Here is a 17,351-nt window from a genome sequence, read left to right on the forward strand (position 1 = left end):
GCCTGGCTCAATATCAATAGTTGGCGATAACTTCGTAATCACTGGAGACACCTTATTCGCTGGCAGTGTCGGTAGGACCGACTTACCAGGAGGCGATGTGGATAGGCTTAGGGATTCCGTGTGCAGGCTGTACAGGGAATTACCCGACGACTTCATAATCTACCCAGGCCATGGGCCATACACCACGGTTGGTGAGGAGAAGCTCAATAACCTGGTAATACCCATGGAGGCGTGCTTGGGTGAGGGCAGGGCGCAATTCATATGAACACCCGGTGTAAAAAAAGCCCCATAATGAGAAGGACCACTATGCCCAGGCAAATAGGCAGGGCACGCATGATCACCCTGGCAATACTCTCAATGGCAGTCCTCTCAATAACCCTGGTAGTCCTAGCCCAGACACAGACCCAGCCAAAGCCATTCATGACCATCACTGGCGAGGCATCACGCATAGACTACTACAACGTGAGTAATGCCGCATCGCCAACATTGGTAATACGCGCATACCTAAATAACACACCCGTACCAGTGACAGTGAGTCTATTCGCATTCACAACAACGAAGATATACACCGTGGGCTACTACTACGGGGAAGGTACAATAAGTATAAACCTAACAAGCCCCCTAATCAGGGAAGTAGCCGGGGAATGGCAGGTGACTGAACTATGGCCATCACTACTGGCATTCGTCACCTACGTCTCCAATGAAACACGCACGATTAGGTTCATAATCCTAGCAATACCCTACGACCCAAGGTGGATAATAAGTAATGAACACGTAACAATAATGGCAACCATAAACCTAACAATGACGAAGCCACTACCAATACCGAGAAACCTAACGAAGTCAACAACCATGCAGATGACTAATGCCAAAATAAACATAACAGATCCGTATGGATATACCTACGTGGGTTCATGTATGGGTAATAGTGTTCCATTATCACCTTCTAGCTTACCATATGTACCTGGCCTAAGCTCAACTGGTTGGCAGCTAGAGAGTTGCTACGAATTTAATGGGCCAATACCGCTATTCTTCGTAAGTTGGGGCTCGGGGATATGGAGTAACGGTATTACGAATATAAATATTGCATTACATAACGGGGAGGCACAAGCAGGTAGCGGATTCTATGCTTCATATGCCATTTACAACACAACAGGCTATTACATACTCTCAACCACGTCTAATGGACCAACAATTACATTCTCACAATCCGTAAATATGTACCTATATGAACCGGTGTGCAATGCTTATGAACAACAATTAGCCATTACGCATGGGAGCTCTCTTAGCTCGGCGTGCATGTATGGACAGCAGGTTTATTACGTACCAGGTTCTGGTACCATGTTTGTTGGACCTATTGGGTATGTTGCCGCGGTTACGTATTACTACTGTTTATTTCAAGGTGGTTCCTGTACGCCTACTTACATTGCAAATGGTACGATGGTGCTAGGCTTGAGTAGCCTATCATCCGGTATCCTTACAATCTATCCGTATCTTGATATTGGTAATGGTTCAGTGACGAATACCCTAGCCGTATTAATAAACCAGGGATTAGCTGGTAAGGCATTCTCGGTGCTTGACGGTCAGTATATTTCGTATAACCCATCTACTGAGTCCTCGCCAACGTATGTCCAGGCCTGTAACAATGCGCCCAATCCCAGTAGTTTGTCGAATAGTGTCGTAGAATATGGTTTACAGAAGGTGCTAGTGACGTACAACCCGGGCATTCCTGCCTGGGGTGCTGATGTTGGTGGTGTTATTGCTGAGATTATTGCTGAGGTGGTCTTAGGCGAAGTACCACCTATTATTGGACCGCTCATTGCTTCGCCGTATCATATATACTTAACTACTTCACATCATCTGAAGCTACAATATACCAGAATTACCTCGTAAACATATATACCAATCCCAATATGTCGTGGCAGTTCTATACTACGTTCGTGGGTTCGCCAGCCATTACTGTGTCCAGTGGTAATGAGTATTATTGGCCTGCAGGTATTGTGATTAATGGTAGTGGTTACTACCTGGATTACCTGCCCTACCTATACCCATGGCCTGGCTCTACTGTGTGTCAGGGCTGAGCGCCGCTGAGTAGGTTCATTGTTTTGATTAAAGCGTTCTGAGTAATTCCTTAACCTTACCTATTACATCATCGATATTTATTACTGAGCCCTGGCTCAGGATTAGCCATAACTCCTTCACTGTCGGTAGCTTGTCTGATAATCGCATTACGGCACTCGTCGTCAGTTGGTCCGTCCAATGGCCTATCCTCACCGCATCCTGAACCTCGGGTAGTCCATCCCTAATTGCCAATGCCTTGACTGCATAGTTGAATGCCCTCTTTAAATCATCAATTGGATAGGCGCTGGTCCTCGCCACGTCTAGTTCGTGCTCCGCACTGAGTATTAGCGCGTCTATATCGTTGAGGTTGGAGACTCTATTCAGTGTGAGTGTTGTTAGGTAGTATAGGTAAGCGATGGCTGGTGCGTATGTGATTAGGCCCAGGCTTATGCCCATTACACTCACTAGGTTTAAAATAATGCCTATTATCAGTAAGGCTATTGCTGCGCTGAGGTACCTCGTGGTTGGGCTGTAGGTGAGTAGTAACCTATATGTGGCTATGAGCGTCATGATGAAACCCACAAGCAACACTATTAAGCCTATTAAGCCCAGAACCGCAGCAGTTATTAATCCCTCAACGATTGAGACTATGCCGGGCGTTATTGAGGGAGTCACATGTTCAATTGCGTATATGGCGAGTGGCTCTGCCAAAATGATTATTACTGGGTAAGCAATCATTAGGAGTATTATGCCGAATATGTTTATTAATGAACCGTAGTAACCGATTCGAACATTATCATTAATAAAACCCAACCTAGAAAAACCATCCTTAAGGAAAACCATGGCTACTATGAACAATGCATACACTACGTCGATCATTATGGACATCACGATCATGTACATCGTAATACTCGCCAAGTTCCCCACCGTTAATCGACCCTGAGATGTGACGTACAGTAGGTTTGCCACTACGTGGTTAAACACCGTGAATCCACTCGATAGGGCGAGGACTGGCGGTGGGCTTCCCGTGAGTATTGATGACATTAGGAATGTCATTGTCATGACTATGCTTATGGTAATCGTAATTAGGAATATTAGCATGCCACGACCAAAGCTATAAACACCGAGCGACGCTGATGAGTTGCTGATGGGCTTTTTTATGGGCTTAATGAGGAATAGGCAAATAATAATTAGTAGGATTCCGACTAGTAATACTAGCATTACAATGAATGCGCAGAAGTATGTCCAGTCAGGTCTTGCATTAATTATGGCAGGTACTGGGCGTAGAACCACGTATGCGCGTAGATACCTGCAGCTGTTATTAATCATCGTCATATTTAGCCAAGGACCTAGCTGGGCATATGAAACATAGTTGGTGATGTTTGCTGGATATACCGTATAACTCCAGGTAGCTGTTAATTCTGCCGTGTAGAAGAAGGGTGGTTTTGGTGATACGTAGTTAATGGTTTTATTAAGAAATAATATATCGACCTGGGGTATCTTCTCACTGAGTGTGATGGGTATGGTTTTATTAAATAAGCCAGCAGTAATTGGAGGCCAATGCACGAAGCGGCTTGGGCTTACTTTCACATAGAATGCGATACTGTACGGGAAGCCCGTTGAGGTTAAATTAATGCTAGTAAATATGTAACAGCCATCGAGTGCGAGTACTGCCTTGGGTACTACCATTAATGCCAGTGCTGCAATTAATAGTGGAATTGAGCGTTTGGCCATGTGTATAGCTGTGGTCATTACGTGGTCCTTCATAAATTAATAGGTAATTATGCACTGGGAAATAAGGTTTTTGTACGTACCTGCTTGATACATTGGGTAAACGTAAACACTTTAAGTATGTATGCAATCCCTGGATTGGGCTTAATGCTTAATAAATCAGTGATTGATAGGTTGAGGAGGTTTCCATGGAGTAACTACGGCATTTACTATGCTGTTCTCTTTGGTTCCATAGTTAGGAGGGGTTTTGGTGAGGATGTTGATATTGCGGTGGAGTTCATGGGAGGCCTTGACCTAGATAGGTACTCGCGTTTGCTCTTTGACCTGTTTGATTACCTGGACACGGATAAGGTGGATCTAGTGCCCATTGGCGACGGTACCGATTGTTACCTGATTCATGAGGTTTTTAGTGATGGCGTGATACTGTACATGGCTGGCGATGATGCTTGGTTGAGGATGCATAGGAGGGCCTCTATTTGTGAGGACTTCCTCATTGATGCTGGGAAGTTGGACCTAGTGGTTAATGCGGGTAGGGCGTTGGTGATGAGATGGCGATCCTAAATAAACTGCTGAGTATTATTGAGGATATGACTAGGAAGCTCGATGAATTGGTTAATCGCGGCTACGACTTAAACGATTGGCGAGACCAACTGGCGTCGATACACGCACTCCAGGTTAAGGCCCAGGCCTTCATTGACCTGTGCCAGCGGTTGTTATCGAACATGGGCATCACGGTAGAGGGTTACTCAGGAATCGCCAGGAAGCTAAGGGAGATGGGCTTGGTAACGGGTGAGGAGGCCCTGGTCAAGTCGTTGGTGGGCTTTAGGAATGTGGTGGTTCACGGCTACGCTAACCTAGACCTCAACTTAGTCGATAAGATACTTAAGTCGAGGGACTATAGGAGGGTCCTCGAACTAGCCCTGGCGCTTAAGGATAGGGTTAGGCAGTACTGGGACCCCTAACTCCAGGGTATTACATTTAAGGCATTATTAAATCACTAATTAATGCGTTGGTGGGAACTCACCTGGCCTGAATTCGAGAGGGTAGATAAAACAGTGGCCCTGCTACCGACCGGCATTGTCGAGGCCCATGGCCCTCACTTACCACTGGGTACTGACGCGTTAATGGCCACCTACATAGCCGAGGAGGCCGCCAAGAGGACCAATGCACTCCTACTACCCACTGTTTGGTATGGTAATACGTACGTACTCGATAAGTTCCCAGGAACAATATCTATAAGCAATGAGACGCTATATATGCTGTACAGGGATATATTCAGGGAGGTCGCCAGAAACGGCGTTAGGTACCTAGTCGTAATTAATGGACATGGAGGTAACACAGACGCTTTAAACATGGCGGCTAAGGACGTTGCCAAGGAAACGAACCTAGTCATAATAATCATTAATTGGTGGATAGACCTGGCAAAGGAAGCCAGAAAAAGGGTTCTTGAAACGCCGGAAGGCCATGCCGCCGAGGACGAGACCAGTGAAGTATGGGCCGGCATAGAGGATAATCGCGCAAACTAGAATAAAAACAAACTAAAATTCTCTCTTTTTCTATATGTATTGGCAATGCATTGAATATTATTCTTTAGTGCCTGGGGTTTGGGAGTAGGGATTGTGGGTGGTTTTGGCGTATTGTTGGAAGTATGTCGTTATGTTTTGATTTTGAGAGAGTTGATTACTTTTGGTGTGGCTACGTCGTTGAACGGGTATACGTCAGGCGATACTTCCTTAGCGTATAGCTTAATGCCCCATCATCTGCTATGCATATGGTTAATGAATCCACCGCCACAGCCTTACTGGCTTAACCACAGACCATCAATAGCTCGATTGAATACATCATGGTCTTGCTTAGGCAGTCTCACACTTATTAACCCATTGCAATGCACGTGAACCACATTGACGCAGGCTTATTCATCTCCCTTTCAATCAAGTACTTAAGCCAGTTCAGCACTAATTTGGTAGTGATTTATTAGCTCCGTTGAGGATTAGCCCTATGGATGATTCATGGTTCTCAACGGCTTAAGGATTTGCTGGGGTAAGAAGGTGAGGGGCTCGAGGAGGCTCGAGTGTGGTGAGGAGGTTGATGATCCAAGGGTCGTTGAGGAAACCATGAGGCTAATCAATGAGTTCCTAAGCAGGGTTGAGAAGCACAGAGCAATACTGTTCAGTAATTCAACAACACCGTTTGATGAGCCAATAAGGGCGCTGAGCAATTGGTTACGGGAAATCAGGGTTAAGATCGAGGAAAGCAGTAATGAAAATATAACCAACCTAAGGAGGGCAATGCTCGATGCCGGCGAGAAAACGCTCGAGCTCCTAAACCAAGCACGCGAGAAGTGGCTGAGTACCTATCGAAGGGAGCTCGAAGAGTTAATCAGTAAACTAAAGAGTGAAGAGGTGAGGATAATCATAAGCGGCGAGCCATTTAACAAAAACAAGAGCTTTGTGGCGCATTTTTACACGGAGAGCCTAACGATTTATCTAGAGAGAGTAGCCAAGACAGAGAGTATAACGATAACGCTGCGCTTAAATGGTCTCAGAGGCACTTATATATCTGTGCCTATACTCTTCAGCGGCAACACGCTAAGAGCAATGCAGTACGGGCTTTTGCTGACCGACGGCTCGATTAGTAAGGATAGGTACCCAGAGATGGGGACTAACCAGCTTTGGCAAGTCATCACTTGGCTATCGGCTTGGCCAAGGAAGAACCACATGCGCATACGTGGTGTGAGCATTAATGACAATGGCATAAACATCATGTGGAATTTAATGGCTATTAATCATAGGGGCACGCTCAAAAGCAAGACCGAGGTTGTCAAAGAAGCCAGCAAACTAAATAACGAGGATTTCTTAATATTTTTACTATTCGCAATCTTAGGCGATGGCAGTGTAGATATTAAGATGAAGACTGTTAAACTTTCAATGAGTGAGATAAAACGCAAAACATGGGACAACCTAATTGAGATATTGAAAGACCTTAAATTCAGGGAGAAGAATGAAGGGCATTTAATTGGTTATAAAGTTTGTCCATCAAAGGCTGTTGAGTTGGTTAGTAGAATACTTAGCGACACATTAATTAAAGCCTTATTCGAGGACTTAAGCTTACTACCAGACGCGGAAAAGCTTAGGCGCTTAATAACGTTGGCAAGCATGAAGGTTAAGCCAAGGGGTTGGTCTTCAATCGAGGTTGCCGGTATTAAGATGACTGTCAGCGTGAATGATATTGGTCATGTTGAGCTTAAGGCCGTGCGTAAGGATTATGAGGCTGTTTTAGAGACTTTGAAAAATGCAGGCTATGATGCTGAGCTGAGTAGGCGGGGTAAGAGGTACGTGGTCTACATGGGCATAGATGTGATAAGGAAGTACCCTGAGCTCGTCAGCAAGGTATGCGAGGTGTTGAGGAGGACGCACGAGGAGGCAGCCAGCGAGGGCAAGGAAAGGAGGGCAAAGGCAATAACAAGGGCGATGGAGAGGCTGAACTGCCCCACCCAAAGCCCACGGGCCAAAAACCACCACACCTAATCTTTCAATACTATTAGAATTAGTCCAGGCTTAAATTCCAGCATCCACACTACATAATAAAAAGTTAGTTTTTGAGCATTCAAATAAATACCCAGACCTAGTCAAGTGGGTGCCCAGGGATGGCTCGGCTGATGAGTGGGTCGAGGCCAGGTTTAGGATTTACGGGAAGGAGGTTTATGCGCAGGAGTACACGAAGGCAGTGCAGGGATACCCATCAAGGGCAAGCCAGGAAAAGGGCAGGGCAATACTTGAAGCGGCAATAGACGAAGTCGTCCAGCTAATAAATGATTTAAGAAACGGAAAACTACCAATAACAAAGGTTAAGTAGGGACGATCTATGAATGACCATCTCTGTAAGGGTATTAAAAATGTTATTGAGGTATGTTTAATATTGGTAATAGAATGTGATGAACCATCTGGCATTCACCACCTAGGTAATAATTTGATTCATTAATGATTATACCGATTGGGTATATAAGTATTGGTTGTGGACCAGTTATTGGCAGTGGATTGCCAATTATTGTTATGTAAAAATTAGTATTCCTAGGAACAATTATCAGGGCACCTAGGTTGTTATAGCCATATGATATCATGGTCACGGCATCATTGTTCATGACATTCGTTATATATTGATTATTGTCAAAAGCGTTTAAGACATACACACCAATTACTAAGGAGAGGATTGTAAAATCTAGATTAATTACATGGTTAGGCATTGACGTATACATTACCCACCAGGGAAAATAATAGCTAATAGATGTTAGATCTATGGCGGGCGGAATTGCCTGCGAGCAATTATTAGTAAGGCCTTTACCCAGACTATTGATTATTATTAAATGCCCCTTATTATGTAGTATTTCGCTGAACATTCGCGTTAATGATCCATTGCCGATGTCTAGGTAGGTGTTGAGCCTTATCGTTGAGTAACTTATATCAAGGAGGCTGGTGCTAAGGCCATGGTGCCGTTTATCCAAGCATTTACCTGAGAGATGCCGAATGAATTCACTCCGTATAGCTGAAAGGATACGTTTGCCATGTATGAAGGTATGCCATAATATACAAAGCCCTGATGCGGAACGAAGTACTGCACTATGGGAGGTTCATTTTCGGTTTTAGAAAACATGGTGCTGCTAATAATGATGCCACTGGAAGGTGAGAGTACGTAATAAGTGCCTTGTATAAAATAAGTAGGTCCTATGGATATTAGGCTTCCGTTTTCATTGAGGATATTATATATCCCGCTATTGCTTATGTATGACCCAACGCTAATTGAGGCGAGGAATAAATTCTTTATGACACTTATATCCCAACCAACAAATATTAACGGTACGCCACCACTAAATATGCGATATTGCTTAAGTACCCAAACGTAAATATCCTTATTCGTATTTACGGTATTTACCGTTAATGACTTTACATAGTTAAAGTTAACATACAAATTAATTTCCACAGGCCTCTCCGTTACTATCCATGCTGGATTGTACGGTATTGCGATTACGGCTGTCCTAACGATATCGCCGACGCCATAAGTTATGAAGCAATTAATGAGGGTCTAATCGAATCTCCGTAATCCCTAAGCCATATATCTCCAATACTAATAAGCCCGTTATCTCCCGCCTTAACGAAAAGATGCCGATCCAAGTTAATACTAACAGAGCCAAATCCCCGGTAATAACCAAGTAGGTAGATCTCAGCTGGGGTGTATGCGTATAGTGTTACGGTGATTGATGCGGGTATGCCATTGATGGTTCCATGTATTAATAGGGTTGGTCTACTAATGGGTAGTTTATAATAATTGATTTCGTAATTGGAACCAGAGATCTCCATAATAGGCTTATTTACAATGATCCCAATGCTCATTAGAATTACCAGTATTAACGCCATCATTGCTATATTGAGTATGACCATGGTAGCATTAGTACTATGTAAAGCCATACTAACCGCTTAAATTAATGGTATCTAAGCTAATAAATGTTCTAATATCTAATATGTTAAGTTCAATAACCAAGTCCATAGGTATTGCTCGATCTCAACGCAGAATATAACTTCCCACATTAGTATTCCTAAATTCAGGGATACCTTCTCCATTCTAATAGCGATAATGCAAGAATGATAAAACCGGACGCGGTGAGGAGACTACCCATCACATTAAACTTCATTATGAAGAACGTAACACCCATTGAAATAACTAGGATGCCAAGCATGAAAGCCCTGTACTGACTAAACACAGAGCTTCTAAAGGGTATGTCCATGTAGATCAGGCTAGTACCACAAGTAGGATTATGGTGATAATGTAATACATGCCGTATGACGAGATTGAATATAGGCAGTTATAATTACCGCAAATATCACGCCAATATTCAAAAAATAACATTACAAGCATAAAGTATGTGAAATAACGATAATTATTGATGATCCTGTCAACCTTATTGATGAAGCAATAATCATATAGGAGATAGAACAAGAGACCTATACCAACCGTTATGAGAGACATTATTATTAGAGGTAATAATAATGAAGGATAGAAGTATACCAAAGATCTCACGGTATTCATAGTTAAATAAAGCATTAAGATAAACAATGCGAAAATGAGCACGGCGAAAAGCGCGATTTCATAACGCCCAGCTTGAGTATTGACATCGGGGCATTTGGGCATACTGGTATGGTGGTTTAGCTAATTATTTAAATGCTTGGTTATGAATCTAGGAGGAAAGTAGTATCTCGCATTAATGAATCCTCAATGACTCATTGTTGCTTTAATTAACTCATTAAATGCTGTTATGTTAAAATAATTGAGTGTGTAATTAACCAGCTCCGACCTTAGTGTCTCAATTATTGTAGACCTGGCTTCATTGAACATAGTTACCGTTGTCTCATTTAGTACGCTAATTGCTGGCAATCCATTGGGTAATAGAGTTCGGCCTTCATCGTGATTAATAGTCACTTTTCGTGACTATTAATCACTCGGCCTCATCACTCCTTCCTCCTCCCCGTGCCGTCTACGGGAGCGGTGAACCACTCCCCTCGAGGACACGGGGAGCCTCGTTGGGTGCCTTCCTCCACCTCGCGACTGCTCATAGGCTTCACAGTGATACCCTTCAATAAAGTGTTAGCAGAAAAGCTTATAGCTTTTCCGCTACTTAAAATCAAATGGAGCAGATAGTTTTCAGAGGCGTCATATCCTCTGCTGGGAGTGATAAGTACGGTGAGAAGAGGTATGCAATATACATCCCGAAGAGTGTTAGGGAGAAGGCCGGGAAAATTGCTGGAAAGGAGGTGATCGTAATTGTTATCCTACCAGATGATGGGGAGTAGATTGATAGGGTCTAAGGAGGCACTCGAAAACTTCCAATTCGTGACTATAAACGGTAGGGTTGAGTTTGAAGACATTGGGAGAATCTCGAGGATTGCTTATTATTACTCAAAGGCTGTGAAGGCTGGGATTAACCTGGCTTTAAGAGGAGTTCCATTAGATGATGCTGTTAAGGAGTTGTATAAAATCATCCCTTACGCTTTTTACGCTGAAACAGCCTATAAGCAGGCATTAGCGTTAGTTAAGAATAATGGTAATAAGGTTGAGGTTAGGAGGAGGTGGATTGCCTGTAGGGGGAATAAAAGCGATAAGGGTAATAGGGGGATTAAGTTTCACGTTTCGGAGGACCACGTGGAAGTTAAGGTCAAGGATCCCTGGGGGACGTGGATCGTTGGAAGGGCTTATTTCGGCAGGAAGTACTTACCATTGCTTCGTGAATCGGAGGATTTAGCGAGTAGAAGGGAGGAGGGTTATGGCGCGGTGATTTCCTTTAAGGAAAGGCCGATGATACACCTCCAAATACCACTCTGGCTATACCTGAGGTACCTCTCTTCACCGAAACCACCTGGTTATGGTTTAGTTGCTGGTTTTGATTTAAATAGTGACAGGCTAAACGTGGTTGTGATCAACAGGGATGGTGGGGTTATTACCACCAAGACCTTCTGGTATTCAGACGTTACTAGGCCAGGTTTTCCTAAGGAGAGGGCTAAGGCTTTGAGACTGAACGCTTTATCTGAGGCCCTTAATTTCCTCTCAAGGATTGGCGTTGATTACGTCGTATTTGAGGACTTATTCCTAGTTAAGAGGAGGAAGTTCACTAGGAGCAAAAGCGGTAATAGGAAGGTTTCACGTTTCGCTAAGAAGCAGTTGCTAACTCACGGTGTTATTAAGGCATTGAGGTTAGGGTTTAACGTCGTTTTAGTCAATCCTAAAGGTACTACCAACTCAGAGGAGCATGAAAAGGTGATGAGGGAAAAAGGATATGATAGGCATACGGCCTCAGCTTACTTAATAGCATTAAAGGGATTAGAAGTAATTAAAAATAATGAATAGTTACGTAAACGTGTAATAGACATATTATTCCAGTTATGTAGTTATTCGTGCTTGTCCTGGTCATTACCTGCTCTGTCTCACTAACCCCCTTACTGACTATTTCATAGCAATACACGGTCTTTCCATGCCATTTCGTAGAATTCACGTAATTTATGTGCGAAATGATTGAGTAATTGGCGCTAAATCCCTCAGAAACTACGCCAACACTAACATTACTCAACAGGTAATTAAACGGTAAAAGGCTCACAAATAATGAGTAAGTACCCTGCGCATAGCACTCACTACTCCTAAGCTGCGTTCATTAATGATCACGCGATTTGCCACACAAAGGCTTGTTCCATTGATCCAAAAGGCAACCTCTGATAGCGTTATGCGTGGTTCCTCCGGCGCTGATGTTTCGTTAATATACCTAACTGCTACGATAAAGACCTTACTGCCATTTATATACCCAAGGCTTATCTGGTCAATTACCCTATAATTACCTATCCTATTACCAGATTCACTCATGGTGATTGAGGTGATGTTTACGTTGTATACCGCCGTAAACGTGCCATTGCTTATTAACTCCCTAAGCCTATCCACATAGCTCATGGTATTTGTACTATGGATGATTAATAATACGGTAACCGCAGCAGCAATGATTATCATAAGTAGCACAGCTAGAGTCAAAACTTTATTCATTACTTGATCGATCCCAAACTCATTTTTAAAGGTTATTACATATACAGGGACTTTAATATGATAAATTAAACAAATATAGTTAATCCTTAGGAAATCATTCTAACGCAATATGTCCGGAGCCCTGTTCAGGCTCTACAATAACCGCGGTACCGTAGGCTATTATCTCGTCCATGTACTCACTGATCTCATTACTATCGAGCCTGAAACTAATGACGGCGTTAGCGCCAAGCTCCTTAGCATGTTGAATCATCCTCTCAATAGCCTGCCTCCTGGCTTGCTCGGCTAACTCTGTGAATTCCTTAATCTCACCACCAGCTAAGGCCCTTAAACCCGCAAGAAACCTACCGCCAAGGCCTCTAGACCTAACCGTAATGCCTAAAACGACGCCCAAAACCCTCACTATCCTATACCCAGGAATGTAGGGTGAAGTAACAACTATAACGTCACCCTCCCTAATCGCCATTATTCACGATTATTCAAATAAAGTACTAAAGTTTTACCGCTATTCACTACGGATCCTTAAGAAGCCAATTAAGGGCATCTAAGTAATCCTGAAAATCAGGCTCATTCCTGAGCTTACCTATATCAACATTATTAGCCCACTCGGCTAAGTATCTCTTCTCGTAATTACCCTTATTATATCTCAACACATCCTCAGGTTGCTTCCTACACTTAATCTTGTCGAAGCCGAGCCCAATGCAAAGCCAGGCTCGTGCTTAGGTTGAACAAGGACAACCCTAACCCTATCCTCAAACCCCATCATGTAAGTCAAAACATCATTAACTGCCCTATCCTTACCCCTACTCTCCTCATCGATCACGAAAACCACCTTAATTATATATGGAATCAGTCACGGCGCTGGCCAATACCTTTCTTCGAAGTGCATTACTGCACTTACCAGCCGGTAACCTCCTCACCTCAGGATTCGTGCTAATTCCTAATTTACGTATTAATTCCCTATGGAATCCAACGCCGTACGTATCCTCAACAACGATCATCCTCTTAATCAATTAATCACCTCCCATAAAACACGTAATCGCTAAACGAAACGCCAAGCTCCTTAAGCTTACTCCTGAGACTCTCAACATTGCTGACCTGCTCCACCGTAGTCGCTACGTTCAAGTCCTTACTAATAATTATCGTTCTCTCCGGACCGACTAAATTCACAAGAATTGGTGAGTGGGTGGCAACCAGTACGGGTATTTCTAGGTTATTGAGTAAATCAAATATCACCTCCAAGGCCCTGGCGTGCAGACTATTCTCAATTTCATCAATAAGTAAAATGGAGGGCTTAAGTTCAACTGCCGTGGCTATAGCCAGCACCTTAATAAGGCCATCGGGCATGTTAGGAGGAGGAAGTTCCAAGCCTCCTTCCTGCATTATCAGGGCCACCCTCCCTGCAAAGTCCCTAAAGCCTATGCTCACCTCTGGGAATAATTCCCTAAGCACCCGCTCAAGTTTATCAAGGCGTTTATTAGCACGAAGTGAATACAGGATAGATACTAAGTTCCTAGCCTAATATCCATTCTTTCTAGCCCACGCATTGGTGCTGGTTCTGAAATAGCACTCACGTCTGGATGCTTTAGAAGTATTACATTGGAAAACACCGCATCAAACACCATGAAGAAGTAAGGAAATGGCAATGTGGTCGTTGTAAGAGTAGGGACCGGGACAGGCATGCCTTTATACTCATTAGCGTTGGTCCTATTCCATTTAAATATGAATGGAATAGTAGCTAGTCTGTCGGTGGGTAATGCTATGCCTAGAACCATGAGGAGATCCTGATTTTCGTATTTTGGGGTACTCATTACATATAGGAGGGTAGAATAAAGAATTCCCAATATTCCATTGCCTAGCAATTTAAAGTCACCAATTAAGTATCCATTCTGCTCTTTAAAATCGTCAAGCCCTATCTTCAGATCCTTCAAATACTTAGTGTACTTAGCTTTTAAATAAACACGTAGTCTATCCCCCATGATCTCGATTTTTGATTCATTCACATCTATTTCAAACCATTGCGGCTCTATACTTCTTGGGCCAGTTAACGTAAATCTCGTGGAGAGAACCATACGCGTTGAGTATGTATCATGTTCTCCCTCCCAGGTTATTCTTAAGGTTAGTTTAAAGCCCAATGGATTACTAAAGTCTTTAGCGTAAAATAGGTCCTGCGGATCCCAATAATAGGGCATATATGGCGCATAGGGTATTTTAATCAATTCATCCCTCGATAACGCCCTCATGAAAAAATGCACAGCCTCTAAAATATTCGTCTTACCTGCACCATTAGGACCAACTAATAGGTTTATACCTGGCCTGGGTCTCAACGTTAAATTCCTTATGCTCTTGAAGTTCTCTATAGTGATCTCCTTAGGAAATACCTTATATCCATACACACGCATTATATCTTTACTCATTACCACTCTTAATTTTCGCTATAAAATTTATATTAATTTTTATAACCCGTTATATGATATTCCTAGCTCGGTGCACTCAACGTTATCATGTTGGGGCAGTTATAATATGGCGAGTAGTTGTAAGATACTCCATTGACCCACGACCCACTTGGCGCGTTTGTCTGCGGTGTCGAGAACCAAAAGCCCACATTACTTGGGCTGACAATCACACTTGATGATGCCGGTATGACGCCTATTTCCCAGCCCATGTTAGCCCATGCGTCCCAGCATGTTGTCTCAACCTCGGCGTTAAATGGTGCGTAGACCCAATACGTATTACCGAGCGAGAAATTAGGCATTGCCAACTCACCAACCATTCCAGGGCCACCGACGATTAAACCATTAATGAAGTCGGCATCACTTGACAGGTCAAGAGGACCGAAGCTATAGTAAAAGTTCCATGTGTAGTTGTTTGCGTCAAGCCCATAGGCCGAGGCCGACGGGTAAGTACTTACGCTAATACCCTCGGATGCCCCACCTATTGATGGTAATGTATACTCAACAAAGATGCTAGCGGATTCATAACCTATACTAAACCCAAAGAATAGTGAACCAGATGACGACTGTGGTGTTGGTGAGTACCCACTGCTCGTGGTTATTATAAACGAGTTAGTTAAGCCGTTTACGTAATCCTCATAACTGGCATATAGGTCAAAGCCACCAATTAAGTTACTCAGTAGCCCAGGCCCTAGTACGACGATTCTATTAGCAATCCAGGAGTTACCACCGGATGGTGTCATCACGTAGGCAACATCGCCTATTAACTCAATGGGTATGTTCGGTGGCGTATCCGTGTAGAACTGCGTGGTGTTAAGGATCAAAATGCAGGAGTCATAGTAAAAGGTGTCACCGTAATTGTCCTTCACCGCGGCGATACCGAGGTTATGATTTATAATAACGGTCTGCGTAGCCTCACTGGCCAATGCCTGGGCACCCCATATGAATATGTACTCATCATTCTCGTATACGCCCTCCGAACCACTTGGTGCATTTAATAGGCTTAGCCAAGTCGCATAGCAGGGGTCTGTATTCTCGTAACCTGGGTCCAAAGTGCTTAATGGAGTTGTGGCTATGCCGTATCTGCCGGTGACCATTAACCATGTAATCACCAAGCCAGGCATGTCATGCATATTCAATGGACCCACTATCAGTGCCGTCACTCCATCACGCCTATAAACGAAGCCTGCAATTAACGTGTAGTTTGTCGTTATGGGCATTACTGGGTATGCAATTAAATACTGACTAATTGGGTATGGAAATGAACCAACGCTTGTGAATCCACTAACCTCGACACCGTCGGCCCTGGCAAGAGAATAAGCTAAGACCAACTCAGCAATGGATAAAGAACTCTTATTGACGCTTATCAAGACCAAATCACCACGCTTAAGTAGGTTCACTAAGGTATTAATGGCAGGACTAGCGGCATTAACCCCAGTTCTGTTAATCAAGTAAAGCAGCGGCCTTATCGCTGACCAGTCAATAACCATAATGCTATTGTTTGGTAGGTTTGGTAGTTGGTTAATGGTTGTTGGTTTAATCAATGATTCATTAACGCCAACATTAATGAGACTCTGGATAAGCGTTTGAGGACCAATAACGTAGATTGGCACGTTAATGCTGACTGGAACTACCCCATTGACGGCGTTAAGGCTCACCTTACCAACCTGGTTCACGGACTTAATCATGGACTCACCAACAAAATGCATGGTCAGTGCAAACACAAAAACCACGACAATCGCGAGCACAGCCACGACAAACCACTTCATTTTCAAACCCACAACCATCAATTCTACCTAATCAACCAGACCTTTTTAACTCCACCCAATCATAAAAGGTGAGCCGAGCGGGGTTGAGTTACGCCTATTCAAGTGATTCACTGCTAAAACGCGGTAAAGGAACAAGCCAAGAGGGTAAAACCAATGCGTAAATGGCAGGAGGGGTGAGAACAAGAAAGGGAAAAGAAGGGGTGATTTTAAAAGTCCTCAACGGGCTGGCCGCTTTTAGGGTTATGAGCATGGTCCGGCGTTGAAGTCTACGTAGGCCGTAGGTGCTGGGTAGTAACTGCTCAGGTTACTTACGTAGACTTGGTAATTAAATTCATAGGCAATGGGGCTTGTGCATACGTTGATACCAGATGGATAACTCATTTGTATAAATATTGTATTTTGAATATTGCTAATGGTCTGCGTACTAAAGGATATGCCCACTATTAGGTAGTTTAGGAATTGCTGTAGCTCAGGAGGTAGTGACACTCCCATGGCCTCGAGTATTGAGCCCATATCGCCTGCGAGGGCAAATAACGGCGTCGCGCTCACCTGGGTATCAATATCGCCAACATAAATTAATGTTGTGCCGCTTGGGAATGTTACCGTATTAAACGCCTCATTATTGAGTAGTGTCTGTATGTAATTCATCATTACCGTTGGGTTCAGCGGTTCCGCCTCGAACTCATTGACGCTGGTGTTATTGTAGGCCGCGAACCAGGTCATCACGGCCCACTGCACGGCCTCAACCGTGCCAATGCAGGGATCA

The 17,351-nt window shown here is 43.6% G+C and carries 21 protein-coding genes and 3 pseudogenes; 10 read left to right on the forward strand and 14 right to left on the reverse strand.

Translation table 11 applies throughout. From position 1 onward, the window contains the following. Positions 1-37 precede the first annotated feature (37 nt). The 3 genes from JCM16161_RS18950 to JCM16161_RS18955 are packed head-to-tail and all read left to right on the forward strand — an operon-like array spanning position 38 to position 2,081. Positions 38-265, forward strand: coding sequence for a hypothetical protein (locus JCM16161_RS18950; RefSeq protein WP_243671641.1), 228 nt, complete (start codon positions 38-40; stop codon positions 263-265). 41 nt (positions 266-306) lie between these two features. Continuing rightward, positions 307-1,893, forward strand: a complete 1,587-nt coding sequence (locus JCM16161_RS12325; protein WP_054856024.1) for a hypothetical protein — start codon at positions 307-309, stop codon at positions 1,891-1,893. A gap of 20 nt (positions 1,894-1,913) precedes the next feature. Continuing rightward, positions 1,914-2,081, forward strand: a complete 168-nt coding sequence (locus JCM16161_RS18955; protein WP_243671627.1) for a hypothetical protein — start codon at positions 1,914-1,916, stop codon at positions 2,079-2,081. Positions 2,082-2,109: 28 nt separating this feature from the next. On the opposite strand, the gene JCM16161_RS12330 is transcribed toward JCM16161_RS18955, so the two are convergent. Beyond that, the gene (locus JCM16161_RS12330) at positions 2,110-3,828 is read right to left on the reverse strand and encodes a hypothetical protein (protein ID WP_054856025.1); all 1,719 of its coding nucleotides are present in this window, start codon (positions 3,826-3,828) and stop codon (positions 2,110-2,112) included. 111 nt (positions 3,829-3,939) lie between these two features. Between JCM16161_RS12330 and JCM16161_RS12335 the strand changes: the two genes are divergently transcribed. The 5 genes and pseudogenes from JCM16161_RS12335 to JCM16161_RS12355 form a co-directional block, all read left to right on the forward strand. Further along, positions 3,940-4,353, forward strand: coding sequence for a DNA polymerase subunit beta (locus tag JCM16161_RS12335; protein ID WP_054856051.1), 414 nt, complete (start codon positions 3,940-3,942; stop codon positions 4,351-4,353). Further along, positions 4,341-4,754 (forward strand): DUF86 domain-containing protein, encoded by a 414-nt coding sequence (locus JCM16161_RS12340; RefSeq protein WP_054856026.1) that lies wholly within the window; start codon positions 4,341-4,343, stop codon positions 4,752-4,754. Before JCM16161_RS12335 ends, JCM16161_RS12340 begins: the two co-directional genes overlap by 13 nt. Positions 4,755-4,796: 42 nt before the next feature. Further along, positions 4,797-5,291, forward strand: a pseudogene (locus JCM16161_RS12345) (creatininase family protein); the annotation flags it as partial. Positions 5,292-5,801: 510 nt separating this feature from the next. Next, on the forward strand, positions 5,802-7,319 hold the full coding sequence (locus tag JCM16161_RS12350) for a hypothetical protein (protein ID WP_054856027.1): 1,518 nt from the start codon (positions 5,802-5,804) through the stop codon (positions 7,317-7,319). An 88-nt stretch (positions 7,320-7,407) separates the two neighbouring features. Beyond that, positions 7,408-7,647: pseudogene (locus JCM16161_RS12355) on the forward strand (creatininase family protein); the annotation flags it as partial. Between the two features lie 43 nt (positions 7,648-7,690). Here the strand turns inward: JCM16161_RS12355 and JCM16161_RS18960 are convergent. The 3 genes from JCM16161_RS18960 to JCM16161_RS12375 form a co-directional block, all read right to left on the reverse strand. Further along, the gene (locus JCM16161_RS18960; RefSeq protein WP_243671628.1) at positions 7,691-7,918 is read right to left on the reverse strand and encodes a hypothetical protein; all 228 of its coding nucleotides are present in this window, start codon (positions 7,916-7,918) and stop codon (positions 7,691-7,693) included. A gap of 931 nt (positions 7,919-8,849) precedes the next feature. Beyond that, a complete protein-coding gene (locus tag JCM16161_RS12370) occupies positions 8,850-9,227 on the reverse strand; it encodes a hypothetical protein (protein WP_243671629.1) in 378 nt (125 codons plus the stop codon). A gap of 161 nt (positions 9,228-9,388) precedes the next feature. Next, entirely contained in the window at positions 9,389-9,571 is a 183-nt protein-coding gene (locus JCM16161_RS12375; RefSeq protein ID WP_054856032.1) for a hypothetical protein, read from the reverse strand. A gap of 898 nt (positions 9,572-10,469) precedes the next feature. On the opposite strand from JCM16161_RS12375, the gene JCM16161_RS18965 reads away from it, so the two are divergent. Further along, positions 10,470-10,634, forward strand: coding sequence for a hypothetical protein (locus tag JCM16161_RS18965; RefSeq protein ID WP_243671630.1), 165 nt, complete (start codon positions 10,470-10,472; stop codon positions 10,632-10,634). After that, on the forward strand, positions 10,621-11,685 hold the full coding sequence (locus JCM16161_RS12385) for a hypothetical protein (RefSeq protein ID WP_243671631.1): 1,065 nt from the start codon (positions 10,621-10,623) through the stop codon (positions 11,683-11,685). Before JCM16161_RS18965 ends, JCM16161_RS12385 begins: the two co-directional genes overlap by 14 nt. On the opposite strand, the gene JCM16161_RS12390 is transcribed toward JCM16161_RS12385, so the two are convergent. The 10 genes and pseudogenes from JCM16161_RS12390 to JCM16161_RS12430 all read right to left on the reverse strand — a co-directional run. After that, positions 11,669-11,905, reverse strand: coding sequence for a hypothetical protein (locus JCM16161_RS12390; protein ID WP_243671632.1), 237 nt, complete (start codon positions 11,903-11,905; stop codon positions 11,669-11,671). The genes JCM16161_RS12385 and JCM16161_RS12390 overlap by 17 nt on opposite strands. A 23-nt stretch (positions 11,906-11,928) precedes the next feature. Beyond that, positions 11,929-12,366, reverse strand: a complete 438-nt coding sequence (locus JCM16161_RS12395; protein WP_243671633.1) for a hypothetical protein — start codon at positions 12,364-12,366, stop codon at positions 11,929-11,931. A 94-nt stretch (positions 12,367-12,460) separates the two neighbouring features. After that, positions 12,461-12,829, reverse strand: a complete 369-nt coding sequence (locus JCM16161_RS12400; protein WP_054856036.1) for a heavy metal-binding domain-containing protein — start codon at positions 12,827-12,829, stop codon at positions 12,461-12,463. Between the two features lie 46 nt (positions 12,830-12,875). Then, the gene (locus tag JCM16161_RS18970; protein ID WP_243671634.1) at positions 12,876-13,013 is read right to left on the reverse strand and encodes a hypothetical protein; all 138 of its coding nucleotides are present in this window, start codon (positions 13,011-13,013) and stop codon (positions 12,876-12,878) included. Then, complete coding sequence (locus JCM16161_RS12405; protein WP_243671635.1) at positions 13,010-13,186, reverse strand: hypothetical protein; 177 nt, start codon at positions 13,184-13,186, stop codon at positions 13,010-13,012. The genes JCM16161_RS18970 and JCM16161_RS12405 overlap by 4 nt, the downstream gene beginning before the upstream one ends. A 10-nt stretch (positions 13,187-13,196) precedes the next feature. Beyond that, positions 13,197-13,376, reverse strand: a complete 180-nt coding sequence (locus tag JCM16161_RS12410; RefSeq protein ID WP_054856038.1) for a hypothetical protein — start codon at positions 13,374-13,376, stop codon at positions 13,197-13,199. 4 nt (positions 13,377-13,380) lie between these two features. Continuing rightward, positions 13,381-13,815, reverse strand: coding sequence for an ATP-binding protein (locus JCM16161_RS12415; RefSeq protein ID WP_054856039.1), 435 nt, complete (start codon positions 13,813-13,815; stop codon positions 13,381-13,383). A gap of 53 nt (positions 13,816-13,868) precedes the next feature. Then, a complete protein-coding gene (locus tag JCM16161_RS12420; RefSeq protein ID WP_243671636.1) occupies positions 13,869-14,780 on the reverse strand; it encodes an AAA family ATPase in 912 nt (303 codons plus the stop codon). A 62-nt stretch (positions 14,781-14,842) separates the two neighbouring features. Continuing rightward, positions 14,843-16,603 (reverse strand): hypothetical protein, encoded by a 1,761-nt coding sequence (locus JCM16161_RS12425; protein ID WP_054856041.1) that lies wholly within the window; start codon positions 16,601-16,603, stop codon positions 14,843-14,845. 222 nt (positions 16,604-16,825) lie between these two features. Beyond that, positions 16,826-17,351: pseudogene (locus JCM16161_RS12430) on the reverse strand (hypothetical protein); the annotation flags it as partial.

It is taken from the genome of Vulcanisaeta sp. JCM 16161 (genome assembly GCF_001316285.1).

Excerpts from the sequence above, each read along its gene's own strand:
- JCM16161_RS12375 (WP_054856032.1), bottom strand. The coding sequence starts at position 9,571 with ATGGACATACCCTTTAGAAGCTCTGTGTTTAGTCAGTACAGGGCTTTC.
- JCM16161_RS12340 (WP_054856026.1), top strand. The coding sequence starts at position 4,341 with ATGGCGATCCTAAATAAACTGCTGAGTATTATTGAGGATATGACTAGG.
- JCM16161_RS12335 (WP_054856051.1), top strand. The coding sequence starts at position 3,940 with ATGCTTAATAAATCAGTGATTGATAGGTTGAGGAGGTTTCCATGGAGT.
- JCM16161_RS12385 (WP_243671631.1), top strand. The coding sequence starts at position 10,621 with ATGATGGGGAGTAGATTGATAGGGTCTAAGGAGGCACTCGAAAACTTC.
- JCM16161_RS12370 (WP_243671629.1), bottom strand. The coding sequence starts at position 9,227 with ATGGTCATACTCAATATAGCAATGATGGCGTTAATACTGGTAATTCTA.
- JCM16161_RS12395 (WP_243671633.1), bottom strand. The coding sequence starts at position 12,366 with ATGAATAAAGTTTTGACTCTAGCTGTGCTACTTATGATAATCATTGCT.
- JCM16161_RS18965 (WP_243671630.1), top strand. The coding sequence starts at position 10,470 with ATGGAGCAGATAGTTTTCAGAGGCGTCATATCCTCTGCTGGGAGTGAT.
- JCM16161_RS12425 (WP_054856041.1), bottom strand. The coding sequence starts at position 16,603 with ATGGTTGTGGGTTTGAAAATGAAGTGGTTTGTCGTGGCTGTGCTCGCG.
- JCM16161_RS12330 (WP_054856025.1), bottom strand. The coding sequence starts at position 3,828 with ATGAAGGACCACGTAATGACCACAGCTATACACATGGCCAAACGCTCA.
- JCM16161_RS18955 (WP_243671627.1), top strand. The coding sequence starts at position 1,914 with ATGTCGTGGCAGTTCTATACTACGTTCGTGGGTTCGCCAGCCATTACT.
- JCM16161_RS12325 (WP_054856024.1), top strand. The coding sequence starts at position 307 with ATGCCCAGGCAAATAGGCAGGGCACGCATGATCACCCTGGCAATACTC.
- JCM16161_RS12400 (WP_054856036.1), bottom strand. The coding sequence starts at position 12,829 with ATGGCGATTAGGGAGGGTGACGTTATAGTTGTTACTTCACCCTACATT.
- JCM16161_RS12350 (WP_054856027.1), top strand. The coding sequence starts at position 5,802 with ATGGTTCTCAACGGCTTAAGGATTTGCTGGGGTAAGAAGGTGAGGGGC.
- JCM16161_RS12420 (WP_243671636.1), bottom strand. The coding sequence starts at position 14,780 with ATGAGTAAAGATATAATGCGTGTGTATGGATATAAGGTATTTCCTAAG.